This is a genomic window from Pseudomonas sp. 2,4-D (assembly GCF_030418155.1).
GTDB classification, from domain to species: domain Bacteria; phylum Pseudomonadota; class Gammaproteobacteria; order Pseudomonadales; family Pseudomonadaceae; genus Aquipseudomonas; species Aquipseudomonas alloputida.
The window spans coordinates 134897-158061 of record NZ_JAUHUI010000008.1; the positions used below are offsets into that span (position 1 = coordinate 134897).

25 protein-coding genes and 1 riboswitch are annotated in these 23165 nt (G+C 62.1%); of the genes, 15 read left to right on the forward strand and 10 right to left on the reverse strand.

The genetic code is table 11. The features are described 5' to 3' along the window. Positions 1-69 precede the first annotated feature (69 nt). Entirely contained in the window at positions 70-1056 is a 987-nt protein-coding gene (locus QYE47_RS08905; protein WP_010951987.1) for an NAD(P)/FAD-dependent oxidoreductase, read from the reverse strand. Between the two features lie 186 nt (positions 1057-1242). Here QYE47_RS08905 and QYE47_RS08910 point away from each other — a divergent pair, with 186 nt between their 5' ends. Next, positions 1243-2148: a TIGR01777 family oxidoreductase gene (locus QYE47_RS08910; protein WP_019437888.1), complete on the forward strand. Its 906-nt coding sequence runs from the start codon at positions 1243-1245 to the stop codon at positions 2146-2148. Positions 2149-2161: 13 nt separating this feature from the next. Continuing rightward, positions 2162-3178, forward strand: coding sequence for a ferrochelatase (gene hemH / locus QYE47_RS08915; RefSeq protein ID WP_019437887.1), 1017 nt, complete (start codon positions 2162-2164; stop codon positions 3176-3178). A gap of 35 nt (positions 3179-3213) precedes the next feature. On the opposite strand, the gene QYE47_RS08920 is transcribed toward hemH, so the two are convergent. Further along, entirely contained in the window at positions 3214-4479 is a 1266-nt protein-coding gene (locus tag QYE47_RS08920; protein ID WP_003247369.1) for a uracil-xanthine permease family protein, read from the reverse strand. A gap of 2 nt (positions 4480-4481) precedes the next feature. Continuing rightward, positions 4482-5120, reverse strand: coding sequence for a uracil phosphoribosyltransferase (upp, locus tag QYE47_RS08925; protein WP_003247366.1), 639 nt, complete (start codon positions 5118-5120; stop codon positions 4482-4484). 162 nt (positions 5121-5282) lie between these two features. Here upp and QYE47_RS08930 point away from each other — a divergent pair, with 162 nt between their 5' ends. The 4 genes from QYE47_RS08930 to QYE47_RS08945 all read left to right on the forward strand — a co-directional run bounded on the left by QYE47_RS08930 (position 5283) and on the right by QYE47_RS08945 (position 7197). Next, positions 5283-5840, forward strand: coding sequence for a hypoxanthine-guanine phosphoribosyltransferase (locus QYE47_RS08930; protein ID WP_070383447.1), 558 nt, complete (start codon positions 5283-5285; stop codon positions 5838-5840). Positions 5841-5842: 2 nt separating this feature from the next. Further along, a complete protein-coding gene (locus QYE47_RS08935; RefSeq protein ID WP_014589678.1) occupies positions 5843-6316 on the forward strand; it encodes a WbuC family cupin fold metalloprotein in 474 nt (157 codons plus the stop codon). A gap of 51 nt (positions 6317-6367) precedes the next feature. Next, positions 6368-6838 (forward strand): hypothetical protein, encoded by a 471-nt coding sequence (locus tag QYE47_RS08940; RefSeq protein ID WP_014589679.1) that lies wholly within the window; start codon positions 6368-6370, stop codon positions 6836-6838. A gap of 68 nt (positions 6839-6906) precedes the next feature. Then, positions 6907-7197 (forward strand): PA4642 family protein, encoded by a 291-nt coding sequence (locus tag QYE47_RS08945; RefSeq protein WP_003247360.1) that lies wholly within the window; start codon positions 6907-6909, stop codon positions 7195-7197. A 177-nt stretch (positions 7198-7374) separates the two neighbouring features. Here the strand turns inward: QYE47_RS08945 and mqo are convergent, their stop codons facing one another. Together mqo and QYE47_RS08955 are read right to left on the reverse strand one after the other, a co-directional pair. Beyond that, on the reverse strand, positions 7375-8883 hold the full coding sequence (mqo, locus tag QYE47_RS08950; protein ID WP_070383448.1) for a malate dehydrogenase (quinone): 1509 nt from the start codon (positions 8881-8883) through the stop codon (positions 7375-7377). 601 nt (positions 8884-9484) lie between these two features. Next, entirely contained in the window at positions 9485-9718 is a 234-nt protein-coding gene (locus QYE47_RS08955) for a hypothetical protein (RefSeq protein WP_014589680.1), read from the reverse strand. 145 nt (positions 9719-9863) lie between these two features. On the opposite strand from QYE47_RS08955, the gene QYE47_RS08960 reads away from it, so the two are divergent. Continuing rightward, complete coding sequence (locus QYE47_RS08960; RefSeq protein WP_070383449.1) at positions 9864-10448, forward strand: YajG family lipoprotein; 585 nt, start codon at positions 9864-9866, stop codon at positions 10446-10448. A gap of 74 nt (positions 10449-10522) precedes the next feature. Here the strand turns inward: QYE47_RS08960 and QYE47_RS08965 are convergent, their stop codons facing one another. Then, positions 10523-10729 carry a hypothetical protein gene (locus QYE47_RS08965; protein WP_003247353.1) on the reverse strand — a complete coding sequence of 69 codons (207 nt, stop codon included), beginning with the start codon at positions 10727-10729 and terminating at the stop codon, positions 10523-10525. A gap of 160 nt (positions 10730-10889) precedes the next feature. Between QYE47_RS08965 and QYE47_RS08970 the strand changes: the two genes are divergently transcribed. Then, positions 10890-11150, forward strand: coding sequence for a hypothetical protein (locus tag QYE47_RS08970; protein ID WP_014589681.1), 261 nt, complete (start codon positions 10890-10892; stop codon positions 11148-11150). 35 nt (positions 11151-11185) lie between these two features. Here the strand turns inward: QYE47_RS08970 and QYE47_RS08975 are convergent, their stop codons facing one another. Beyond that, the gene (locus QYE47_RS08975) at positions 11186-12355 is read right to left on the reverse strand and encodes a 1-acyl-sn-glycerol-3-phosphate acyltransferase (RefSeq protein ID WP_014589682.1); all 1170 of its coding nucleotides are present in this window, start codon (positions 12353-12355) and stop codon (positions 11186-11188) included. Between the two features lie 122 nt (positions 12356-12477). Between QYE47_RS08975 and QYE47_RS08980 the strand changes: the two genes are divergently transcribed. The 4 genes from QYE47_RS08980 (at position 12478) to QYE47_RS08995 (ending at position 14559) form a co-directional block, all read left to right on the forward strand. Beyond that, positions 12478-12663, forward strand: coding sequence for a CPXCG motif-containing cysteine-rich protein (locus QYE47_RS08980; RefSeq protein ID WP_010951999.1), 186 nt, complete (start codon positions 12478-12480; stop codon positions 12661-12663). Beyond that, complete coding sequence (locus QYE47_RS08985) at positions 12663-12923, forward strand: DUF2007 domain-containing protein (protein WP_014589683.1); 261 nt, start codon at positions 12663-12665, stop codon at positions 12921-12923. The genes QYE47_RS08980 and QYE47_RS08985 overlap by 1 nt, the downstream gene beginning before the upstream one ends. Before the next feature lie 15 nt (positions 12924-12938). Continuing rightward, positions 12939-13559, forward strand: a complete 621-nt coding sequence (locus QYE47_RS08990) for an SOS response-associated peptidase (RefSeq protein ID WP_010952000.1) — start codon at positions 12939-12941, stop codon at positions 13557-13559. A gap of 181 nt (positions 13560-13740) precedes the next feature. Further along, entirely contained in the window at positions 13741-14559 is an 819-nt protein-coding gene (locus QYE47_RS08995) for a M48 family metallopeptidase (RefSeq protein WP_014589684.1), read from the forward strand. 42 nt (positions 14560-14601) lie between these two features. On the opposite strand, the gene QYE47_RS09000 is transcribed toward QYE47_RS08995, so the two are convergent. The 3 genes from QYE47_RS09000 to QYE47_RS09010 form a co-directional block, all read right to left on the reverse strand. Further along, positions 14602-15186: a TMEM165/GDT1 family protein gene (locus QYE47_RS09000; RefSeq protein WP_014589685.1), complete on the reverse strand. Its 585-nt coding sequence runs from the start codon at positions 15184-15186 to the stop codon at positions 14602-14604. An 88-nt stretch (positions 15187-15274) separates the two neighbouring features. Further along, positions 15275-15414: riboswitch (yybP-ykoY riboswitch) on the reverse strand. A 40-nt stretch (positions 15415-15454) separates the two neighbouring features. Further along, on the reverse strand, positions 15455-16453 hold the full coding sequence (locus tag QYE47_RS09005; protein ID WP_014589686.1) for a class I SAM-dependent methyltransferase: 999 nt from the start codon (positions 16451-16453) through the stop codon (positions 15455-15457). A gap of 54 nt (positions 16454-16507) precedes the next feature. Next, positions 16508-17473, reverse strand: a complete 966-nt coding sequence (locus tag QYE47_RS09010; protein WP_014589687.1) for a 2-hydroxyacid dehydrogenase — start codon at positions 17471-17473, stop codon at positions 16508-16510. Positions 17474-17755: 282 nt separating this feature from the next. Between QYE47_RS09010 and QYE47_RS09015 the strand changes: the two genes are divergently transcribed. The 3 genes from QYE47_RS09015 (at position 17756) to QYE47_RS09025 (ending at position 23046) form a co-directional block, all read left to right on the forward strand. Beyond that, positions 17756-19438: a fatty acid--CoA ligase gene (locus tag QYE47_RS09015; RefSeq protein WP_070383450.1), complete on the forward strand. Its 1683-nt coding sequence runs from the start codon at positions 17756-17758 to the stop codon at positions 19436-19438. A gap of 331 nt (positions 19439-19769) precedes the next feature. Further along, positions 19770-21656, forward strand: a complete 1887-nt coding sequence (locus QYE47_RS09020; RefSeq protein ID WP_014589689.1) for a DUF1302 domain-containing protein — start codon at positions 19770-19772, stop codon at positions 21654-21656. A 25-nt stretch (positions 21657-21681) separates the two neighbouring features. Further along, a complete protein-coding gene (locus QYE47_RS09025; protein ID WP_014589690.1) occupies positions 21682-23046 on the forward strand; it encodes a DUF1329 domain-containing protein in 1365 nt (454 codons plus the stop codon). Positions 23047-23165: the final 119 nt, after the last annotated feature.

Consider the following 23165-nt stretch of genomic DNA (forward strand, 5'->3'; position numbering starts at 1 on the left):
AAACTTGTACAGGTTTATTTCAGCACAGCGCTGAAGTTATGCAAACTAGTATTTTTGTATAGTTCGGCATCACTCAAGGTGTTCGAGCAAGCGCCGCGCTGCTTCCTGGCCACTGAGCCATGCGCCCTCGACGCGGCCGGACAGGCACCAGTCCCCACAGGCGTACAAGCCTTGGTCAGCATCGGCCAGTGCGCCCCACTCATGGTTGCTACTGGGGCGGGCATAGAGCCAGCGGTGGGCCAGGGCGAAGGTGGGCGGTGGTACCACGCAGCCGACCAGTTCGGCGAATTCGCCCCACAGCTGTTCGATCACTTCGTCCTTGGGCAGGTCGATGTGTTGCCGGCTCCAGTCTGACGTTGCGTGCAGTACCCAGGTGTCCAGGTGCTCGTCGCGGCCAGGTTTGCTGCGATTGCGGGCCAGCCAGTCCAGCGGGTTGTCCTGCACGAAGCAGCCTTGCATTGGTGTATCCAGCGGTGTCTCGAAGGCAAGGGCGACGGCCCAGGTAGGTTCCATTTGCACGCCAGCGGCCACGGCTGCCAGCTTCGGTGTGGCGGCCAGAAGTGGCGTGGCCTGCGGTGCCGGGACGGCAATGACCACACGGCTGTAGGGGCCGTGGCTGCAACCTTCGGTGTCTTGCAGGTGCCAGTACTGCTTGCCGCGAAACACTTCCGCTATGCGGCAGCCGAAATTGACGGTGACGTCCTTGAGCAAGCCGCGGGTAATGGCGCTCATGCGTGGCACGCCCACCCAGCGCGTCTGCTCGTCGGGGGAGGGGGTAAGTTCGCCATCACGGTAGTTGTACAGTTGAGGCTTCCACTGCTCGGCCCAGCCGGCGGCGACCCATTGCTGCACCTGATCGACGAAGCGTCGGTCACGGGCAGTGAAGTACTGTGCCCCCAGGTCGAGCGCGCCGGCTTCGCTGCGCTTGCTGGCCATGCGCCCGCCACTGCCGTGGCCTTTGTCGAACAAGTGCACGGATTGCCCGGCCTTCTGCAAGGCCTGGGCGGCTGACAAACCGGCGATGCCGGCCCCGATGATGGCGATAGGTACTGTCATGATGGCCTCTTCAAACCTTGCTGTGAGCAGACTACGCTGTCAGGCAAACCTGTACAATGCCAAAATTATGTATAAGGTTATTCCGTGTTGGCGGCAGGTTGGCCTATGTTTATCCGAGAGCGTCGGGTCAAAAAAGTGCCTTGCTGTTAAAAATAGACCACCGACGCATTCTGCGAGGACACAGCCATGCATATATTGCTGACAGGTGGCACCGGTTTGATTGGCAAGCATCTGTGCCAGTACTGGCTGGGCCAAGGGCATCGGCTTACGGTTTGGAGCAGGCGTCCTGAACAGGTGGCGAAAATCTGTGGTAGCGGGGTGCGTGGTATCGCGCGCCTGGAGCAGCTGGAGGCCGACGATCATCTTGATGCGGTGGTCAACCTTGCCGGTGCGCCGATTGCCGACAGGCCCTGGACGGCCGCCCGGCGCAGCGTGCTGTGGGCCAGCCGTGTCACCCTTACCGAGCAATTGCTGGCTTGGTTGGGCACCCGTGAGCAGCGCCCGGACGTGTTGATCTCCGGCTCTGCGGTAGGTTGGTACGGAGACGGTGGCGAACGCGAACTGACCGAGGCTTCCCCCCCGGTGCGTGAAGATTTCGCCAGCCAGTTGTGTATTGCCTGGGAAGAGACCGCCCAGCGTTCGCAAGCGCAGGGGATACGCGTGGTACTGGTCCGTACCGGCCTGGTGCTGGCCAGCGATGGCGGCTTTTTGTCGCGCCTGCGCATGCCCTTCAAGCTGGGGCTGGGCGGGCCTTTGGGCAATGGGCGGCAGTGGATGCCCTGGGTTCATATAGACGACCAGGTCGCCCTGATTGATTTTCTCTTGCAGCACAAGGATGCCAGCGGTCCTTATAATGCCTGCGCGCCGGAGCCTGTGCGTAACCGTGAGTTTGCCAGACGACTGGGCCGCGCCCTGCATCGGCCGGCGCTGTTGCCAGTGCCGGCATTGCTGCTCAAGGCCGGGCTTGGCGAGATGTCCACCTTGCTGCTGGGAGGCCAGCGGGCGCGCCCGGTACGCTTGCTGGAAGCCGGCTTCACCTTCCGCTTCAACGATCTGCAATCGGCGCTGGACAACCTGTCCAGTCGCCTCTGACATAGGACGCTGCATGACCGATCACGCCCTGCTGCTGGTCAACCTGGGTTCCCCGGCCTCCACCTCGGTGGCCGATGTGCGCCGCTACCTCAACCAGTTCCTCATGGACCCGTACGTGATCGACCTGCCGTGGCCGGTGCGGCGCTTGCTGGTGTCGCTGGTCCTGATCAAGCGCCCGGAGCAGTCGGCACATGCCTACGCTTCGATCTGGTGGGAGGAGGGCTCGCCTCTGGTTGTGCTGACCCGTCGCCTGCAGGCAGCGATGGCCGAGCACTGGCCCCATGGCCCGGTGGAAATCGCCATGCGCTACGGCCAGCCGGCCTTGCCTGATGTGTTGGCGCGGCTGGCCGCCCAAGGTGTGCGCAAGGTGACTTTGGCACCGCTTTATCCACAGTTCGCCGACAGCACGGTGACCACTGTGATCGAGCAGGCAAAACAGACGGTCAGCGAGCGCCAGTTACCGTTGCAGATGCGCGTGCTGCAGCCGTTCTACGAGCACCCGGCTTACATCGAGGCGCTGGCAGCCAGCGCCCGGCCATACCTGGAGCAGGGTTACGACCACCTGCTGCTGAGCTTCCATGGTTTGCCGGAACGGCACCTGAAGAAACTGTTTCCGAAGGGGGTCAAGCACGACCTGCGCGCTGCCGATTGCTGCCACGGTGCAACCGCCGAAGTACGTTCGGTTTGCTATCGCGGGCAATGCCTGGCTACTGCCAAAGCCTTTGCGCAGAGCATGGGCATACCGGATGGCAAATGGTCGGTATCGTTCCAGTCGCGGCTGGGCCGGGACAAGTGGATCGAACCCTACACCGAGACGCGGCTGGATGAGTTGGCCAAGGCTGGTGTGAAGAAGCTGCTGGTGATGTGCCCGGCGTTTGTGGCGGATTGCATCGAGACGCTGGAAGAGATAGGGATGCGTGGCAGCGAGCAGTTTGTCGAGGCGGGCGGCCAGGAGCTGGTGCTGGTGCCGTGCCTGAATGATCACCCGGAGTGGGTGAGGGTGTTGGCTGATATGTGTGAGAAGGCCTGAATCGAAGGGGCCGCTTTGCGGCCCCTTCCGACCGGTTATACATCCAGCTTCTTGTGCTTCCAGCTGTCATTACCCGGCAGAATCAGGTTCAGCGCAATAGCCACAATGGCGCACAGGGCGATGCCCTTCAGGCCCCAGTCATCCGGGCCGTCACCGCTGCCGATCAGCACGCCGCCGATACCGAACACCAGTGTCACCGAGACGATCACCAGGTTGCGTGCCTCACCCAGGTCAATCTTGTGGCGGATCATGGTGTTCATGCCCACCGCTGCGATCGAGCCGAACAGCAGGCACAGAATGCCGCCCATCACCGGCACCGGGATGCTCTGCAGCAGCGCGCCGAACTTGCCGATGAATGCCAGGGTAATGGCGAAGACCGCCGCCCAGGTCATGATCTTCGGGTTGTAGTTCTTGGTCAGCATCACCGCGCCGGTCACTTCGGCGTAGGTGGTGTTGGGCGGGCCGCCGAACAGGCCGGCTGCAGTGGTAGCCAGGCCGTCGCCCAGCAACGTCCGGTGCAGGCCAGGCTTTTTCAGGTAGTCACGGCCGGTCACGCTGCCCACTGCGATCACCCCGCCGATATGCTCGATCGCCGGCGCCAGCGCAACCGGGACGATGAACAGAATGGCCTGCCAGTTGAACGCAGGGGCGGTGAAATTGGGAATTTCCAGCCACGGTGCAGCAGCGATCCTGGCGGTATCGACCACCCCAAAAGCGAACGACAGGGCAAAGCCCACCAGCACGCCGGAGATGATGGGTACCAGGCGGAAAATGCCCTTGCCGAATACGGCAACGATCAAGGTTGTCAGCAGCGCTGGCATCGAGATCAGCATGGCCGTCTTGTAAGGCATCAGTGCCGTACCGTCCCCACCTTTGCCCATTGCCATGTTGGCGGCGATCGGTGCCATGGCCAGGCCGATGGAGATGATCACCGGGCCGATCACCACCGGCGGCAGCATGCGGTCGATGAAACCGGTGCCTTTGATTTTTACCATCAGCCCCATGAAGGTGTACACGAAGCCGGCAGCCATTACGCCACCCATGGTCTCGGCAAGGCCGAACTGGCCTTTGGCAAGAATGATCGGCGTGATGAAGGCAAAGCTCGAGGCCAGGAACACCGGTACCTGACGACCGGTGACCAGCTGGAATAGCAGGGTGCCGATGCCGGCGGTGAACAGCGCGACGTTCGGGTCGAGGCCGGTGATCAGGGGCATCAGCACCAGCGCGCCGAATGCCACGAAGAGCATCTGCGCGCCCGAAACGACCTGGCGCCAGAGCGGGTCGTTGAAGCCGTCCTGCATGGTCAGGCGTCCTTTTGCTTGGTGCCGAAGATCTTGTCACCGGCATCACCCAGGCCTGGCACGATGTAGCCGTGCTCGTTCAGGCGCTGGTCGATCGAGGCGGTGTAGATCTTCACGTCCGGGTGGGCTTTTTCCACCACCTCGATGCCTTCTGGTGCGGCGACCAGCACCATGGCGCGAATCTCTTTGCAGCCGGCCTTTTTCAGCAGGTCGATGGTGGCAACCATCGAGCCGCCGGTGGCCAGCATCGGGTCGATGATCAGGGCCAGGCGCTGGTTGATGTCCGGCGCGAGCTTTTCCAGATAGGTGTGGGCTTCGAGCGTTTCTTCGTTTCGGGCAACGCCGACGGCGCTGACCTTGGCACCCGGGATCAGGCTGAGCACGCCGTCGAGCATGCCGATGCCGGCGCGCAGGATCGGTACTACGGTGATCTTCTTGCCGGCGATTTTTTCAACCGAGACCTTGCCACACCAGCCGTCGATCTCGTAGGTTTCGAGGGGCAGGTCCTGAGTGGCTTCATACGTCAGGAGCGCGCCGACTTCCTGGGCGAGTTCGCGAAAATTTTTGGTGCTGATATCGGCACGGCGCATCAGGCCAAGCTTGTGGCGGATCAGCGGATGGCGGATCTCACGAGTGGGCATAGGGGAGGGCTCCGAAAGGCGGGCAAAAAAACCGCGCTAGATTAATCTATTCAGCCTGTGCTGTCGTCTGGTCATTCTGGACGTTAGTCCATAAATGCTTGATCTGTGACGAGCGGATGCGTACCTTTGCCCGCTTTTCCAAAATGCCCCCCGGAGCGCGCCATGTCCGCCGATCTCGAGCATATCCGTCAAGTCATGCATGAAGCTGACTGCCTGTACACCGAAGCCGAAGTCGAAGCGGCCATCGCCAAAGTGGGCGAGCAGATCTGCAAGGACCTGCACGACAAGAACCCGGTTGTGTTCTGCGTGATGAATGGTGGCCTCATCTTCTCCGGCAAACTGCTGACCCACCTGCAGTTCCCGCTGGAAGCCTCGTACCTGCACGCTACCCGCTACCGCAACCAGACCAGCGGTGGCGAGCTTTTCTGGAAGGCCAAGCCGGAAGTGTCGTTCATCGACCGTGACGTGTTGATCGTTGACGATATCCTCGACGAAGGCCACACCCTCAGCGCCATCATCGAGTTTTGCAAGCATGCCGGCGCCCGCTCGGTGTACACCGTTGTGCTGATCGACAAGGACCACGACCGCAAGGCAAGCCCTGACCTCAAGGCCAACTATGTGGGCCTGCCTTGTGTCGATCGCTATATCTTCGGTTACGGCATGGACTACAAAGGTTACTGGCGCAACGCTAACGGCATCTTCGCCGTAAAGGGGCTGTAACCGTGCGCCAGCCTGCGTTCATCGACCAATCGCTGTTCGCCGGGCTGGCCGAAAAGGCCGCTGCCAACCCGCGCGGGCGGCAGCACCATAACTTTCACGATATGGAAGAGCCCTGCCACCGCATGGCTGTCGGGCTGCAACCGAGCACCTACATTCCGCCGCATCGCCATTTGAGCGCCGACAAGGCTGAAACCTTGATAGCGCTCAAGGGGCGTTTTGGCCTGTTGATCTTCGATGAACAAGGCGCGGTGACTGACAAGCGGGTGCTGCAGGCCGGTGGCGACTGTCTGGGTGTGGATCTTGCGCCTGGTACCTACCATGGCTTGGTGGTGCTGGAGCCGGACAGTATTCTGTTCGAGTGCAAGGCTGGGCCATACCGACCAGTGGGCGAGGGCGAGCACGCACACTGGGCGCCGCGCGAGGGTGAAGCCGGCGTGGCCGATTACCAGGCTTGGATGCGCGCGCAGTTCGATTGATATCGCCTGTACCCGGCGTGCTAGAGTGCTCCTTCATACAAGGAGCCTCACATGCGTGCGATTCTTCCCCTCCTGCTGGTGGTTAGCCTGCCGCTCGCTGCCGCACCGCTGCACAGTCAGTTCCTGCCTCCTGATGACCAGTCCCTGCGCCAGGAAGCACCGACCAGCCAGCAATTGCTGCAAGTGACTGACTATTCGGTGGTTGTAGGGGCCCAGCGCCAGTCCGATCAGCAGCCGATCCCGATCACATCGTCGTTGCAGGTGCGCCTGAAGGGCAAGCCGCTGAGCAAGGGTGCGACCATTGCCCAGGTGCTGCTGACGTTCGATGGTGAAGCGGCCAAAAGCCTGAAAAAGCCTGTGTATGACGCTAAAAACCGCACCTTGAGCCTGAACTACCCGGTGAGCAACTACCGGGTGGTCATGGACCTGCTGCGTAACGAAACCCTGTACGTGCAGTTTCTGACTTACGGCAACGGCCACATCTGGGCCGACTTGCACACCGGGACGGTACGTACGCGTTGAGGCGCGAAGCCTGCGGGGGGTAAACTGCCGGCCTTCGAAATTCCGTGATGGTCCAGTTGGAGTCGGCAATGCGTAAAGACAAGAAACAGGTAATCGGTGACGAAATCAGCGACGACTACATCAAGTCGTTCCTTCAGTTCGAGCCGGCCGATGGTGTGACTTCGCCGTCGCTGCACAAGCTGGTCAAGGCTTACCGTGGCCTGCGCGTGGACGACTTCGAGCGCTTTGTAGGCTTCTTCGTCGAAGCTGGCCTGGACCTGGATGGCAAGGACGAGCACGGCAAGACCTTCGTCGAGCAGATTGCCGACCAGCGCAATGCCCCTGAGTACATCGAGATCATCGATAAAGCCCGCGGCTGATCTGTAGCCAGTGCCGGCCTCTTCGCGGGCGCGCCCGCTCCCACAGGAGTCGCGTCGCACCTGCGGGCATTACCGAACCTGTGGGAGCGGGCATGCCCGCGAAGAGGCCGGTACAGGCTGATCAAGCGCCAGGCACAAAAAAACGCCCCGAGGGGCGTTTTTTCGTTAGCGGGCGGTTCAGGCGTAATGCTTGGCCGCCGGGCTGCTCTCTGCCAGATCCAGCGCCGCGTCGTTATCGGCACTGATCTTGTGGTACAGCGCAGCATCGGTTGCCAGGGTCTTCTCGCGAGCCGGGAAGATTTCCTTGAGCTTGGCAGCCCAGGCGCCCTTGGCCTGCTCGGGGAAGCAGCGCTCGATCAGTTCCAGCATGATCGATACGGTTACCGAGGCACCTGGCGATGCGCCGAGCAGTGCTGCCAGGCTGCCGTCCTGGGCCGAGACCAGCTCGGTACCGAACTGCAGCACGCCGCCTTTTTTCGGGTCTTTCTTGATGATCTGCACGCGCTGACCCGCCACTTCCAGGCGCCAGTCCTCGGCCTTGGCCTGCGGATAGAAACGACGCAGGGCTTCCAGGCGCTGCTCCATCGACTGCATCACTTCGCTGACCAGGTACTTGGTCAGGTCCATGTTGTCGCGGGCCACGGCCAGCATCGGGCCGATGTTGCCCATGCGCACCGACAGCGGCAGGTCCATCAGCGAGCCGTGCTTGAGGAACTTGGTAGTGAAACCGGCATACGGGCCGAACAGCAGCGAAGTCTTGCCGTCCACGACGCGGGTGTCCAGGTGCGGCACCGACATCGGCGGGGCGCCGACAGCGGCCTGGCTGTAGACCTTGGCCTGGTGCTGCTTGACGATCTCCGGGTTGTCGCAACGTAGCCACTGGCCGCTGACAGGGAAGCCGCCGAAGCCTTTGCTTTCCGGGATGCCGGACAACTGCAGCAGCGGCAGGGCCGCGCCGCCGGCGCCGAGGAAGACGAAGCGGGCGTCGACTTCACGGCTACCGCCGCTGTTGACGTCCTTGATGCTCACGGTCCAGCCGCTGCAGTTACGGCGCAGGCCGACCACCTTCTTGCTGTACTTGACCTGCGCGTCCGGCGAGTCGCCCAGCAGCTTGAGCAGCTTGTTGGTCAGTGCGCCGAAGTTGACGTCGGTGCCTTTGGCCACGCGGGTAGCGGCGATGTGCTGGTCGGCCGGGCGGCCAGGCATCATCAGCGGCATCCAGTCGTTCATCACGGCCTTGTCTTCGGTGTATTCCATCTCGGCGAAGGCGTGGTGCTGCTTGAGCAGCTCGAAGCGCTTCTTGAGGAAGGAAACACCCTTGTCACCCTCGACGTAACTCAGGTGCGGGACAGGGTTGATGAAGGCACGCGCCGAGCCGAAGTTGCCCTTCTTGGTCAGGTAGGCCCAGAACTGGCGCGAAACCTCGAACTGGGTGTTGATGTGCACGGCCTTCTTGATGTCGATGCTGCCATCGGCGGCCTGCGGCGTGTAGTTCAGCTCGCACAGGCCGGCGTGGCCGGTGCCTGCGTTGTTCCAGGGGTTGGAGCTTTCCGCGGCCCCGGAGTCCATCGCCTCGACGACCTCAAGCTTCAGGGTCGGGTCAAGCTCCTTGAGCAGTACGGCCAGGGTGGCACTCATGATGCCCGCGCCTACCAGTACCACATCAACCGATTCGTTCTGCGCCATTTAACGCGTCTCCACAATCTACAGCTACCTAATTGACAGCATAGGACCTGGGTTTGCCAGGGTCGCCATGTCCGACTTTTCGCAGTTCTTGCAACTTCCGCGGACACCGCCAATCAGTCTTCGGGTTCGTGTATTGAACGCCGTTTGCCACAGGTGCGGCAATTCGACTTATGGTCAAGGTGTCGTGCGTGCGTTATGGAACGGTTCAGACACTCATACGGGATGAGCGCATCTGCCGCCTGTTCAGGGCTGTTCGGGACACATCTGCCGCTTTTGCACATGCCAGACTGTTCATTTGCTCGCCACACTCTTGTGAAGTTGTGAAAACCGTTTTTTCACGCTCTTTTGGAGACGTGAACCTCAAAAGGGGACTGCGCGATGGCAACCCGCAGGTTCATGCAGTGTGAAGGGCCGGAAAAAGCAGGCACGACAGCCGATGCAAGACCTGAGTGGAAGGCTCTCTGTGGGCGAAGCGGTGAAGTTGCCGGGGTCAATCGGCGAATGCGGGGCCCGATCAGGAGACGTCCTTATAATCGGGGGGAGATTATAGCGATGTCGCGGGCAGAAATGTCGCCATTCGTGGTTTTTATTGCAGCGTTTGTCAGGCAGCGAGGAGGCGCTGGTGCCAACGGCGGTTTGCGCGGGCGCAAACCCGGGCTTCGATGGGCAGCTCGCGCCCCAGCCAGGCCAGCTGAATTTCGCTGATCTGCACCCAGTCGATGCCGCTTGGTGCCTGGCTGCATTGCTTGAACGCCAGGCATTTGCCATCAGCGTCAAGGCGGGCATAAGCGTTGTAGCGCGGCCGTTGGAAGAGCTGAGTCCAGAGCGAGGTCATGGCGGCGAGTCCTTTGCGTTAGGGCTTGGCGCAAGGATAAGGGTGTGGCGATGAAACGATTGTGACAAGCGGGCCGGGCCGATGACTGGTCTGTGCCTGGCTAGGTATACTGTGGGCCTTTGCCGCATTTTCTGGAGAAACGCGCATGTTGCAACGTCTGTTGTTCGGTTTGATCGCCGTGGCCAGCCTTAGCCTGGTCGGTTGTGCCCACAGTCCGCAACAACTCAACCCGCAACCCACGCTCAAAGCCCAGCTGGCCCCGGTCGGTCATGGCCAGCCGGTGGTGGTCCGGGTAGTTGATGGCCGGCCTTCGCAGTCCCTGGGTACCCGCGGTGGCATGTACCCCGAGACCAGCACCATCAGCGTCAGCGGTAATGACGTGGTGCCCAAGCTGCAGGCTCAGGCTGAAGCTGCTGTGCGCCTGCTCGGCTTCACCCCGACCCCGAACGCCGGCAATGCACCGCAGCTGACCGTGACCCTGGCCGAGCTGAAGTACCAGTCGCCGAAAGACAACCTTTACGTGACCGAGGCCACCATCGGCGCCACCTTCCGCGCTGATGTGATCAATGGCGGCCGCCGTTACAGCGGCCGTTATGGCGCTTCGCTGGACCAGCGTTTCGGCATGGCGCCGAATCAGGACACCAACACCCAGCTGGTGGGTGATGTGCTGAGCGATGCCCTGACCCGCCTGTTCAAGGACCCGAGCATTGGGCAGGTGCTGGGTCAGTAAGCTTCAGGTTGTGCAAGAAAACCCGCTGCCAGAGTGACAGGCAGCGGGTTTTTTGTTGTCTGGCCGGCACAGATTTATGCAGCTTCTATGTGGAAATCCAGCAAGCTGAACCCGGTGCCGGCATCCACTTCAGGCAAGTCCTCATGCACATGTCCGCCAAGCGCACAGTAGACCAGCCACTGGCGGTCCTGCACATTGATGGCAAAACCATCGATCAGCGCCTGTTGTTCATCGCTCTGGGCAACGAGGTAGAGGCGGTCCTGGTTTTCGGCGTGCAACATGAAAAAGCTCCGGGTCATCAAAAGGTCGACAGGGTCGCCTGTATGGATGACGAGCGGATGACAGATGAAATTTAATGACAGTTTGTCGCCAAGGCCGGGCGCCACGGTGCGACTTGGGTAGAATGCTGGCCTTTGCCACTGCTCACACCGAGGTTGCGTGATGTCCTTGCAAGTGCTCTGGGGGTTCCTGGCCGCCCATCCCACCAAGCTGATCAACCTGCTGGCGCTGCTGCTGACCTGCCCGGGCGGTTTGCTGCTGCACAGTGCGCGGCGGCGCGAGGCCGAAACCCGCGAGTACATGGCCGTAGACGAGGGGGTAGTGGACGCTTTCGAACTTCGGGTGCCGAAATACTTCTACATCCTGGGCTTTTCGTGCCTGGCGATGGCGCTGCTGCTGTCCTGGTTCAGCACCTGGATCTGAGCACCATCGGGGCTGCAACGCAGCCCCAAACCTGATCAGGCTACAGGTGCCTGCTGCCTGACCTGATACTGGTTGCGCACTGGCGTCGCATACTGCAACACCAGGTACGGCCGCTGCTCTTGCGGGCAGGCATCCAGACGCCGTTGCCATTCTTCCTTGGCCTTGGCCAGCTCATCCGCCGGGAACACCTTCTCGGCGCTTGGCACCTGCAGGGCTTCGTCCTTGCCCTCCCACATCGCATACGCCAGGTAATGCACCGGGAACAGTCGGTAGCCCCCCAGAATCTGCCGGTCGATCTCTGCCGCCAGCTGTTTTGTGTCTTCGTGGTACTCGGTTACCGGCGGCGCGAAGTTGATGTGGACTCGGCCCTTGTAGCCGGTAATGCCTTTGGCAATGCTGTTGTCATCTTCGCCCGGCGCCTTCTTGTAGGTGCCGGTTGTGGCGCGGATGTACAGCTCGCGGGCCTTGGCCTGGTCGCACGGGTCGTATTCGTAGCTGATCGACACCGGGGTCAGGTTCAGGCTCTGGATCACTGCACCGAACGGTTCGTCCTTGCGGCTCATGTGGAACATTTTGAGGATCGCCGAGTCGGTACGGTCGTCACCGTCCTTGGCCCGACCTTCGGCCTGGGCGATCCAGATCGAGGTGGCATCGTTGCGGATCGAGTGGTTGATGTAAGCCGACAGCAGTTGGTAAGCAGCCAGTTTTTCGCGCCGCCCGCTGATCGAACGGTGCACGATGAAGCTTTTGTTCAGGCGCATCATGTCGCTGACAAAGGGCTTTTGCAGCAAGTTGTCGCCAATGGCGATGCGCGGCGTGGGCAGGCCGGCGTGGTACACGGCATAGTTGACGAAGGCCGGGTCCATGACGATATCACGGTGGTTGGCCAGGAACAGGTAGGCGGTGCCGGCCTTGAGCTGTTCCACACCCGAGTAGGTGACGCCGTCGGTGGCGCGATCGATGGTCTGGTCGACGTAGTACTCGACTTTGTCCTGCAGGGTCGAGACACAGGTAACGCCGGCGAATTCCTTGCGCAGGCGGCGTGCGATCAAGGGCTTGAGCAACCAGCCGAGAGCACCGGCCGCACGCGGAAAGCGGAAGTGAGTGAGGATATCGAGGAATGCCGGGTCGCTGAGCAGGCGTGCCAGAACGGCAGGGACCTCAGCGTCGTCGTACGGTCGGATGGCATCGAATTCGCCCATCATGCTCTCTTGTTGGAAACGGCTAGGGTAATAAGGTAGGGACGGGCTCCGAAAAACGGCTCGGACGCACACAGACCCTGTAAACAGACCGGCAATTATACGCATAAGTCACTGCGGAGGCCGCGATGCTGGAAACCGACTTCTATGATTGCCCTTATTGTGGCGAACGTGTGGAAACTACCGTCGATCTGTCTGCGGGCGACCAGGTTTATACCGAGGATTGCCAGGTGTGCTGCCAGCCTGTGGTGTGCATTCTGCAGGTGCATGGTGACGAATGGATGCTTGAAGTCCGCCGCGAGGACGACACCTGATGCAGCGCATCTACGAACCGGAAAGCCTGCTCGAGGCGCAAATGCTGGTGGGCATGCTTGCCAGTGAGGGGATCGATGTACACGTGGTAGGCCGCGACCTGCTCGGTGCCGCCGGCGAGCTGCCCTTGCAGGGCCTGCTGGGGCTCGTCGCGGCTGATGAGCAGGCCGAATGCGCACGGCTGCTGATCGATGCGTACAATGATGCCCAGCCACTGGTTGGCGACGAACCGGAGAATGTCCCCGGTACCTTGATCTGCTAGGTTCTGAATTCGCCCATGTGTGGACGTTATGCCCTGTTTCGCTGGCCCCAGGCCCTTGCCAGTCTGCCGGGCTTTCCCGTCGGCCAGCCGGCCCAATGGAATATATCGCCTGGGGCGTCGGTGCTGATCCAGCGTCAGCTTGATGGCCAGCAGCAACTGGCCAAGGCGCGCTGGGGGTTGACCCCGGCCTGGCTCACCGACCTGTCCCGCACCCCTGCCCATGCCCGCGCCGAAACGCTGGCCGAACAGCCGATGTTTCGCGATGCATTTCGTCAGCGCCGCTGCCTGATGCCGGCCAACGGCTTTTACGAATGGCGTGGCAGCGTGCGCAAACGCCCGTTCTGGTTGACCCCGGGGGAGGGCGCGTCGCTGTACTTTGCGGCGGTGTGGGAGGCCTACCCGGTGCAGGACCAGGTTTGGCTGAGTTGCGCGGTGGTGACTCAGGCGGCCATGAATCAGCGTCGGCCGCTCATCCTCGACGAAGCGGGGCAGGCGGCCTGGCTTGACCCGGACACGCCGATTACCCGCTTGCACGAGCTGCTGGCCAGCCCACCTGCGACGTTGCGTGAACGGGCCTTGGCCAATTTCGTCAATGACCCGAAGCTGGATGCGCCGGAGTGTCTTACCCCGGCTTGATGGGGTGCCTGTACCGGCCCTTTCGCGGGCAAGCCCGCTCCTACCCACGATCGTGTTACCCCTGTAGGAGCGGGCTTGCCCGCGAAGAGGCCGGTACAGGCGACGAAAATCTTCCCTGCGGCTATGGCAGCCATTGGCGACTCGGCCTAGGATACGGCGCATGTGGATAGGGAGTGTTTTCATGCGTAAGTCTTTTGTCATCAGCCTGCTGAGTGCTGGCATCCTGCTGGCCGGCTGCCAGGCGGTGAATACCACCAGCGGCGGTGCTGTTGGCGTCGAGCGCCAGCAGTACATGTTCAGCATGCTCTCGACCGATGAGGTCAACCAGATGTACGCGCAGTCGTATCAGCAGACCCTGGGTGAGGCGTCGAGCAAGGGTGTGCTCGACAAGTCCAGCGCCGATGCCAAGCGTGTGCAGGCCATTGCCAACCGCCTGATCGCCCAGGCACCCAAATTCCGCCCGGATGCCGCGCAGTGGGACTGGCAAGTCAACGTGATCAAGAGTGACGAACTGAACGCCAACTGCGGCCCGGGCGGCAAGATCATCGTCTACACCGGGCTGATCGATCAGCTCAAGCTCACCGATGCGGAAATTGCCGCAGTGGTTGGGCACGAAATTGCCCACGCTTTGCGCGAGCATAGCCGCGAGGCCATGTCCAAGGCATACGGTGTGGAAATGGCTCGCCAGGGTGCCGGTGCCATCTTTGGCCTCGGCCAGAGCAGCATGGCCATGGCCGACACGGTGGTGAACTACGCCATGACCTTGCCCAACAGCCGGGCCAACGAAAACGAGGCCGACCTGATTGGCCTGGAGCTGTCGGCCCGTGCCGGCTACGACCCGAATGCCGCGATCACCCTGTGGAACAAGATGAGCAAGGCTTCCGAAGGTGCACCGCCTGAGTTCATGAGTACTCACCCGGCGTCCGCGAGCCGTATTGCTTCGCTGCAGGCGGCGATTCCGAAGGTGATGCCGCTTTATCAGGCTGCCGCCAAGCAGTAAATGCCTGAATCCTGGGGCTGCATGGCAGCCCCGGTTTTCCCTTTACCCAATCCAGCCACTGGCCTTCATTGCCGAATAGACGGCCACGATCGCCAGCACGAAGAACGCCGTAGCCGCCAGGCGGCGAATCAACGTCAACGGCAGTTTGTCAGCCGCGAAGTTACCCGCCAGTACCACCGGCACGTTGGCAATCAGCATACCCAGGGTAGTGCCGACAATGACCATGATCAGGTGTGGATACTGCGCAGCCAGCATCACGGTGGCGACCTGGGTCTTGTCACCGATTTCGGCCAGGAAGAACGCAATCAGTGTTGTCAGGAATGGCCCGAAACGGCGAGCCGGGTTCTCGTCGTCATCCATCTTGTCCGGTACCAGGGTCCACAGTGCGGTGGCGGTAAAGCTCGCGGCCAGGATCCAGTGCAGTGCCGAATCGCTGAAGAAGCTGCCGACCCACGCCCCCACCGCACCGGCTGCGGCATGGTTGGCCAGGGTGGCGGCGATGATGCCGGCGATGATCGGCCAGGGTTTGCGGAAGCGAGCAGCGAGAATGAGTGCGAGCAGTTGCGTCTTGTCGCCGATCTCGGCCAGGGCAACGATAGCGGTGGGGACCAGCAGTGATTCCAGCATCAGGATTCCTACGGGGGCGGGTCGACACGGCTATGACACGTACAGCCTCCCCGCCCCGGGTAAGGTGTGCGTGTCATAGGTCTTGTCAAACCCTCGATCCGTCTATGCGGATCTCGCCATGCAGGCGTGCATGGTGGGTCGCACGCGCCATGGTCTGTGGACCAAGTATGTTGACGCGTACCGGGCGAGCTGGGTGCTCGCGGGAGACTACTCCCCTAGGACGGTGCGGATTCTGCCTAGGCAAAACGTTTTCGGCAAGCGCTGTTTTTTATCCGCGAGTTGCCTGGTAGATGCGGAAACCGTCGGCCTCGTCACGTACCTGGCAGTTGCCCAACGCCCCTTCGATCAGTGGCTGGTAGCGCAGGAAACTGTTGGCGACCAAGCGCATTTCGCCACCTTTTCGAAGATGAACGGCCGATTTTTTCAGCAAGTTTTCTGAAGCCTGATAGTTGGTATGAACGCCGGTGTGGAATGGCGGGTTGCTCAGGATAAGGCTCAGTTCGGTAGGGGCGGCGTCGATGCCATCGCCGCTGATCACTTCGCCTTCCAGGCCGTTGGCAGCCAGCGTCAGGCGGCTGGCTGCCACGGCGAAGGCATCCACGTCCAGCAAGGTTACCCGGCTTTGTGGGTAACGGCGTTTGAGCGTGGCACCCAGCACCCCGGCACCGCAGCCAAAGTCCAGCATGTGGCCACCGGGCAGGCCGTCAAGATGCTTCAGGAGCAGGGCGGTACCTCGGTCGAGTCGGCCATGGCTGAATACCCCGGGCAGGCTGACCACCTGCAACGGGCCGTCTTCGAGGGCCAGCTCGAAGCGCTCGGCCAGGCTTTCCAGCGGTTTTGCCTGCGGTGCCTGGTCGATGGTCACTTGCCACAGCTGGCAGTGCCGGGCGCTATCGAGTTTGCGTGGCTTGCCAAAGGCCTGCAGCTGCTTGGCCGCGCCCTCGATGCCGCCGCGCTTCTCGCCGACCAGGTACAGCTCGCGGCCAGCCAGGCGCGATGCCAGGGCGTTGAGCAGATAGGCGGCCAGATCGCGGGATTTGGGCAGGAACAGCACGGCGCTGTCGAATGCTGCTTCAGGAGCCTCGACGCCGTAATGGCTGCGGCCTGCGAAGCGGCTTTCGAGCATGGCCTGATCGCCGGCATGCCAGGTCCAGGCCTGGGCCTGAGGCAACTGGCCGAGCAGGTCGTCGGCGGGGGCGCCGGCGATCAGCAGCGGCCCCTGAAACAGCTCTGCCTGACGGAGCAATACTTCACTGCGCGGGTCCATGGACGACGTCTCCTGGAAAAAAGTGGCGCAGTGTAGCAGAGGCGGGCGCCTGGCTCAGCTGACCACGCGGCGTGGCTGCCCGGCGAAGAAGGCCTGGGCGTTCTCGCTGAGCTGGCCGACGATGCGCTGGCGCGACTCCACGGCACCCCAGGCGCTGTGCGGGGTGATGATCAGGCGCGGGATGCCGGGCTCCAGCAGCGGGTTGCCGTTGACCGGCGGCTCCACGCTCAGCACGTCGGTGGCCGCGCCGCCCAAGTGACCACCGCGCAGGGCGTCGGCCAACGCCTGTTCGTCGATCAGGCCGCCACGGGCGGTGTTGACCACCAGCGCGTTGGGCTTGAGCAGGGCCAGTTCGCGGGCACCGAGCATATGCCGGGTGTGCTCGTTCAGCGGGCAGTGCAGGGTCAGTGCATCGACTTGCGGCAGCAGCTCGTCCAGCGGCAGCCGATCGGCGCGCTCCGGGCGGCCAGGGATCTGCCCGCTCAGTACACGCATACCGAAGGCTTCGGCCAGCCTCGCCACTGCGCCGCCCAGTTCGCCGTGGCCGAGCAGGCCGAGGGTTTTGCCCTCCAGTTCGACGATAGGAAAGTCCAGCAGGCAGAACTGGCTGGCCTTGGCCCACTGGCCATCGGCCACCGCCTGGTTGTAGTCGCACAGCCGAGTGGCCAGGGCCAACAGCAGGGCCAGGGTATGCTGGGCGACAGACGGCGTGCCGTAGCCCTGGCAGTTGCACACGGTGATGCCCTGGGCGCGGGCGGCGGCCAGGTCGACATTGTTGGTGCCGGTGGCGGCCACCAGGATCAGCTTCAATTGCGGGTTGGCGGCCAGGGCTGCGGCGTCGAGCATGACCTTGTTGCTGACCACTGCCACGGCGCCCTGCAAGCGTTCCGCGACCTGTTCCGGGCGGGTGGTGGCGAACAGTTCGAACTGGTCGAACTGCTGCTTCAGGGGCGAAAGGTCGAGGTCGCCAAGGTCCAGGGACTGGTGATCGAGAAACACGGCGCGACGCGGGCTGGGCATGAAGATCTCCGGTGGCAGGGAGGGATAAGGGCGTTGTGGCCATTTGCGGGCATGCTCGCCCCCACAAACCTTGCAGGAGCGGGCTTGCCGGCGAAGAGGCCCTCGGCTTCGGCGCAAACCTGAAGCCGCCGCCGCAGTGTCTAGCTCAACCTTGCTGCCCGTCAACGCCCGCCACTCATACCTTTGCCGCGCAAATCATTCCTTCGGCTGATTTGGCCGTCACATTGGCGAACTACAGTAAACCCAGACTTGTCCGGCCCGCTTTTCAGAAAAGGGATCCCCATGTTGCAGACACGCATCATCAAGCCCGCCGAGGGCGCCTATGCCTATCCATTGCTGATCAAGCGCCTGCTGATGTCCGGCAGCCGCTATGAAAAGACCCGGGAAATCGTCTACCGCGACCAGATGCGGCTGACGTATCCACAGCTCAACGAGCGCATTGCCCGCCTGGCCAATGTGCTGACGGAGGCCGGGGTCAAGGCCGGTGACACCGTGGCGGTGATGGACTGGGACAGCCATCGCTACCTGGAATGCATGTTTGCCATCCCGATGATCGGCGCTGTAGTGCACACCATCAACGTGCGCCTGTCGCCCGAGCAGATCCTCTACACCATGAACCATGCCGAAGACCGCGTGGTGCTGGTCAACAGCGACTTCGTCGGCCTGTACCAGGCCATCGCCGGGCAGCTGACCACTGTCGACAAGACCCTGCTGCTGACCGATGGCCCGGACAAGACTGCCGAACTGCCCGGTCTGGTCGGCGAGTATGAGCAGCTGCTGGCTGCTGCCAGCCCGCGCTACGACTTCCCGGATTTCGACGAGAACTCGGTGGCCACTACCTTCTACACCACTGGCACCACCGGTAACCCCAAGGGCGTGTATTTCAGTCACCGCCAGCTGGTGCTGCACACCCTGGCCGAGGCCTCGGTCACCGGCAGTATCGACAGCGTGCGCCTGCTGGGCAGCAACGACGTGTACATGCCCATCACCCCGATGTTTCACGTACATGCCTGGGGCATCCCCTACGCTGCCACCATGCTCGGCATGAAGCAGGTGTACCCGGGGCGCTACGAGCCGGACATGCTGGTCAAGCTTTGGCGTGAAGAGAAGGTCACCTTCTCCCACTGCGTACCGACCATCCTGCAGATGCTGCTCAACTGCCCGAACGCCCAGGGGCAGGACTTCGGCGGCTGGAAGATCATCATCGGCGGCAGCTCGCTCAACCGTTCGCTGTACCAGGCCGCCCTGGCGCGCGGCATCCAGCTGACCGCCGCGTATGGCATGTCGGAAACCTGCCCGCTTATCTCCGCGGCACACCTGAACGATGAACTGCAGGTCGGCAGCGAGGATGAGCGCGTCACTTACCGTATCAAGGCCGGTGTGCCGGTGCCGTTGGTCGAAGCGGCCATCGTCGACGGCAAAGGCAACTTCCTGCCCGCTGATGGTGAAACCCAGGGCGAGCTGGTACTGCGTGCGCCGTGGCTGACCATGGGCTACTTCAAGGAACCGGAGAAGAGCGAGGAGCTGTGGCAGGGCGGCTGGCTGCACACCGGTGACGTCGCCACCCTCGACGGCATGGGCTACATCGACATCCGCGACCGCATCAAGGATGTGATCAAGACCGGTGGCGAGTGGGTTTCCTCGCTCGACCTGGAAGACCTGATCAGCCGCCACCCGGCTGTGCGCGAAGTGGCGGTGGTGGGGGTGGCCGACCCGCAGTGGGGTGAGCGCCCGTTTGCCCTGCTGGTGGTACGTGACGGCCACGATATCGACGCCAAGGCGCTGAAGGAACACCTCAAGCCATTCGTCGAGCAAGGTCATATCAACAAGTGGGCGATTCCTAGCCAGATCGCCGTTGTTACTGAAATTCCCAAGACCAGTGTCGGCAAGCTCGACAAGAAACGCATCCGCCAGGACATCGTCCAGTGGCAGGCCAGCAACAGCGCGTTCCTTTCCACGTTGTAACCATTGTGCGGGTCGCGCACGTCAGAGCCTGACCCGCATGCTAGAGAGCCCGCCGCCTTGCCAAACGACAGAAATGCGCCATCCTTGAGCACTACCAGCCCGCAACCGAAGCAAAACTGCAGCGAGTTGGTGGCATGGAGCGCAAATCACACTTTAGAGGGATCAAGCGCCTGTGCCTGCTGGCTATAGTCGGGGCCAGGGGATTTTCAGGAATGGGGGAGGGCGACATGCGCAAGCTGTGTCGCCGCAGGTGCAAGCCTGCAATCCGGTCGCTCGGGCCGTTCTTGAAAGGACTCACTGCCATAACAAAAAAGTACATGGAGTAGCGTCGATGAAATCTGCAAACCTGTTCTGGCGCCGGGCCAAGCTGCCCTTGGCCGTCAGCCTTGCTTCCACGCTCGCAAGTCCTGCTTTCGCTGTCAGTTTCAACATTGGTGAAATCGAAGGCCAGTTCGACTCGTCGCTCTCCATCGGCGCCAGCTGGTCGACGGCCAACCCCAACAAGAACCTGATAGGGGTGAACAACGGCGGCAAGGGCCTGTCACAGACATCCGACGATGGCCACCTGAACTTCAAGAAGGGCGAAACCTTCTCCAAGATCTTCAAGGGCATTCATGACCTGGAGCTCAAGTACGGCGACACCGGTGTGTTCGTGCGCGGCAAGTACTGGTACGACTTCGAACTGAAGGACGAAAACCGCGAGTTCAAGGACATCAGCGACTCCAACCGCAAGGAAGGCGCCAAGTCGTCCGGCGCCGAGCTGCTCGACGCCTTTGTCTACCACAACTACTCCATCGGCGATCAGCCTGGCTCGGTGCGTTTTGGCAAGCAGGTAGTGAGCTGGGGCGAAAGTACCTTCATCGGCGGCGGCATCAACTCGATCAACCCCATCGACGTGTCGGCGTTCCGCCGTCCCGGGGCCGAGATCAAGGAAGGCCTGATTCCGGTCAACATGTTCTACATCTCGCAGAGCCTGACCGACAACCTGTCGGCCGAGGCCTTCTACCAGCTCGAATGGGACCAGACGGTCGTCGACAACTGCGGCACCTTCTTCTCCCAGCCGGACATCATTGCCGACGGCTGTACCGACAACTTGCGCGTGCTCAATAGCAGCCGCACGGTGCCGGGCGCTGCGCAGCAGTTCCTTGCCACGCGGGGCGTGAACATCAACGAAGAGGGTGTGATGGTGCGCCGTGGTGCCGACCGCGATGCGCGTGACAGCGGCCAGTTCGGTGTGGCCATGCGCTATATGTTCGAGCCGTTGGACACGGAGTTCGGCGCCTACTTCATGAATTACCATAGCCGTGCACCCATCTTCAGTGCCACAGGGGCCCCGCCGTCCGTGTTCGCCGGGCTGAGTGCCCTGCCTGCGCAGCTGCGTGCATTGGCGCCTCTGATCGTGGCGGGTAATTCCGAGTACTTTGTGGAATACCCCGAGGACATCCGCCTTTATGGCTTGAGTTTCTCCACCACGTTACCCACTGGCACCGCCTGGAGCGGCGAAGTCAGCTACCGCCCCAATGCGCCAGTGCAGCTCAATACCACGGATATCCTGTTCGCCGGTGTCCGTCCCATTGGCGGCGCGTTGAGCAACGCATCGTTGCTGACCGGTACTCCGGGGCAAGACCTGCATGGGTATCGCCGTAAGGAGATCACCCAGTTCCAGACCACCCTGACCCATTTCTTCGACCAGGTGATGGGTGCCAGCCGGATGACTGTAGTCGGTGAAGTGGGTGTTACCCATGTCGGCGGCCTGGAGAATGCCCACGATACCCGCTACGGTCGCGACCCGGTGTTCGGCCCAGGTCCGTTGCCATCCACCGGTGGCGCCGATACCTGCCAGGCGCTCAACGGCAGCACCATCGCTGGCGCTGGTGCGGGGGCATCCACCACCAACCTGAACCGTAAATGCGAGAACGACGGCTACACCACCAGCACTTCCTGGGGTTACCGCGGCCGTGTCATCTGGGACTACAACGACGTTTTCGCGGGTATCAACCTGAAGCCGAGCGTGGCCTGGTCGCATGATGTGTCCGGCTATTCGCCTGGCCCTGGCGCCAACTTCGAGGAAGGCCGCAAGGCTGTCAGCCTGGGCCTGGACGCCGAGTACCAGAACACCTATACGGCGAGCCTGTCGTATACCAACTTCTTCGACGGCAAGTACAGCACCGTGGATGACCGCGACTTCGTCGCCCTCAGCTTCGGCGTGAACTTCTAAGCATACAGATCCAGGACGACACGACATGAACAAGACCAGAAGTCTGCTGCAAGCCGGTGTACTGGGCCTGTCCCTGCTGGCGACCAGCGTCATGGCTGCGGTATCCGCCGATGAGGCGGCCAAGCTGGGCAGCACCCTGACCCCGATGGGTGCCGAGAAGGCCGGCAACGCCGACGGCTCCATCGGCCCGTGGGAGCCGCTTTCGAAGACCGCAGGCAGCGTCGACGGCAAGGGCTTCCTGTCCGACCCGTACGGCAGTGAAAAACCGCTGTTCACCATCACGGCGCAGAATGCCGACCAGTACAAGGACAAGCTCTCGCCCGGCCAATTGGCCATGTTCAAACGCTACCCGAACACCTACAAGATCCCGGTGTTCAAGACCCATCGCGGCGCAACCGTCCCGGCCGATGTGTTTGCTGCCATCAAGGAAAACGCCACCAAAACCACCCTGGTGGAAGGCGGCAACGGCCTGAGCAACTTCCGCACGGCGGTGCCGTTCCCTATCCCGAAAAGCGGCCTTGAGGTGATCTGGAACCACATCACCCGCTACCGCGGCGGCAGTGTCAGCCGCCTGGTGACCCAGGCCACGCCGCAGCAGAATGGCTCGTTCAACCCCGTATACTTCTCCGACCAGTTCGTCTTCCGCGACAAGATGAAGGACTACGACCCGAACAACCCAGGCAACATCCTGTTCTACTTCAAGCAGGAAGTGACCGCGCCAGCGCGCCTGGCCGGGACCGTGCTGCTGGTGCACGAAACCCTCGACCAGGTGAAGGAGCCGCGCAAGGCGTGGATCTACAACGCCGGCCAACGCCGTGTGCGCCAGGCACCGCAAGTGTCGTACGACGGCCCGGGTACCGCCGCCGACGGCCTGCGTACGTCGGACAACCTGGACATGTTCAACGGTGCGCCAGACCGCTACGACTGGAAGCTGGAAGGCAAGAAGGAACTGTACATCGCCTCCAACGCCTTCAAGCTGGATGACCCCAAGCTGAAGTACGCCGACATCATCAAGGCCGGGCACATCAACCAGGACCTGTCCCGTTACGAGCTGCGCCGCGTCTGGCACGTGGTTGCAACCCTGAAGCCAGGCCAGCGGCACATCTACGCCAAGCGTGATTTCTACATCGACGAAGACACCTGGCAGGCCGCAGTGATCGACCAGTACGACGGCCGCGGCCAACTGTGGCGCGTGTCCGAGGCCCATGCTCAGCCTTATTACAACATGGAAGTGCCTTGGTACACCCTGGAAGCCATCTACGACCTGCAGTCCGGTCGGTACCTGGCCCTTGGGATGAAGAACGAAGAGAAACGTGCCTACGACTTCGGCTTCAGTGCCAGCAAGGCCGATTTCCAGCCAGCGGCGCTGCGTCAGTCGGGTATTCGCTAAGCTGAAATCACTGAACGCCGTGTGATTCCCAGAACGCCCCGGCTCGCCGGGGCGTTTCTATTTCCTGAGGCGGCCTCTTCGCGGGTGAACCCGCTCCTACAGGTTCCGCGCAGCCCTGT

Coding starts and splice junctions, on each gene's coding strand:
- QYE47_RS09025 (WP_014589690.1), top strand. CDS start 21,682: ATGAACAAGACCAGAAGTCTGCTGCAAGCCGGTGTACTGGGCCTGTCC.
- QYE47_RS08910 (WP_019437888.1), top strand. CDS start 1,243: ATGCATATATTGCTGACAGGTGGCACCGGTTTGATTGGCAAGCATCTG.
- QYE47_RS09015 (WP_070383450.1), top strand. CDS start 17,756: ATGTTGCAGACACGCATCATCAAGCCCGCCGAGGGCGCCTATGCCTAT.
- QYE47_RS08990 (WP_010952000.1), top strand. CDS start 12,939: ATGTGTGGACGTTATGCCCTGTTTCGCTGGCCCCAGGCCCTTGCCAGT.
- QYE47_RS08955 (WP_014589680.1), bottom strand. CDS start 9,718: ATGACCTCGCTCTGGACTCAGCTCTTCCAACGGCCGCGCTACAACGCT.
- hemH (WP_019437887.1), top strand. CDS start 2,162: ATGACCGATCACGCCCTGCTGCTGGTCAACCTGGGTTCCCCGGCCTCC.
- QYE47_RS08930 (WP_070383447.1), top strand. CDS start 5,283: ATGTCCGCCGATCTCGAGCATATCCGTCAAGTCATGCATGAAGCTGAC.
- upp (WP_003247366.1), bottom strand. CDS start 5,120: ATGCCCACTCGTGAGATCCGCCATCCGCTGATCCGCCACAAGCTTGGC.
- mqo (WP_070383448.1), bottom strand. CDS start 8,883: ATGGCGCAGAACGAATCGGTTGATGTGGTACTGGTAGGCGCGGGCATC.
- QYE47_RS08920 (WP_003247369.1), bottom strand. CDS start 4,479: ATGCAGGACGGCTTCAACGACCCGCTCTGGCGCCAGGTCGTTTCGGGC.
- QYE47_RS08960 (WP_070383449.1), top strand. CDS start 9,864: ATGTTGCAACGTCTGTTGTTCGGTTTGATCGCCGTGGCCAGCCTTAGC.
- QYE47_RS08945 (WP_003247360.1), top strand. CDS start 6,907: ATGCGTAAAGACAAGAAACAGGTAATCGGTGACGAAATCAGCGACGAC.
- QYE47_RS09000 (WP_014589685.1), bottom strand. CDS start 15,186: ATGCTGGAATCACTGCTGGTCCCCACCGCTATCGTTGCCCTGGCCGAG.
- QYE47_RS08995 (WP_014589684.1), top strand. CDS start 13,741: ATGCGTAAGTCTTTTGTCATCAGCCTGCTGAGTGCTGGCATCCTGCTG.
- QYE47_RS09020 (WP_014589689.1), top strand. CDS start 19,770: ATGAAATCTGCAAACCTGTTCTGGCGCCGGGCCAAGCTGCCCTTGGCC.
- QYE47_RS08975 (WP_014589682.1), bottom strand. CDS start 12,355: ATGATGGGCGAATTCGATGCCATCCGACCGTACGACGACGCTGAGGTC.
- QYE47_RS08940 (WP_014589679.1), top strand. CDS start 6,368: ATGCGTGCGATTCTTCCCCTCCTGCTGGTGGTTAGCCTGCCGCTCGCT.
- QYE47_RS08985 (WP_014589683.1), top strand. CDS start 12,663: ATGCAGCGCATCTACGAACCGGAAAGCCTGCTCGAGGCGCAAATGCTG.
- QYE47_RS08980 (WP_010951999.1), top strand. CDS start 12,478: ATGCTGGAAACCGACTTCTATGATTGCCCTTATTGTGGCGAACGTGTG.
- QYE47_RS08970 (WP_014589681.1), top strand. CDS start 10,890: ATGTCCTTGCAAGTGCTCTGGGGGTTCCTGGCCGCCCATCCCACCAAG.
- QYE47_RS08965 (WP_003247353.1), bottom strand. CDS start 10,729: ATGTTGCACGCCGAAAACCAGGACCGCCTCTACCTCGTTGCCCAGAGC.
- QYE47_RS09005 (WP_014589686.1), bottom strand. CDS start 16,453: ATGGACCCGCGCAGTGAAGTATTGCTCCGTCAGGCAGAGCTGTTTCAG.
- QYE47_RS09010 (WP_014589687.1), bottom strand. CDS start 17,473: ATGCCCAGCCCGCGTCGCGCCGTGTTTCTCGATCACCAGTCCCTGGAC.
- QYE47_RS08905 (WP_010951987.1), bottom strand. CDS start 1,056: ATGACAGTACCTATCGCCATCATCGGGGCCGGCATCGCCGGTTTGTCA.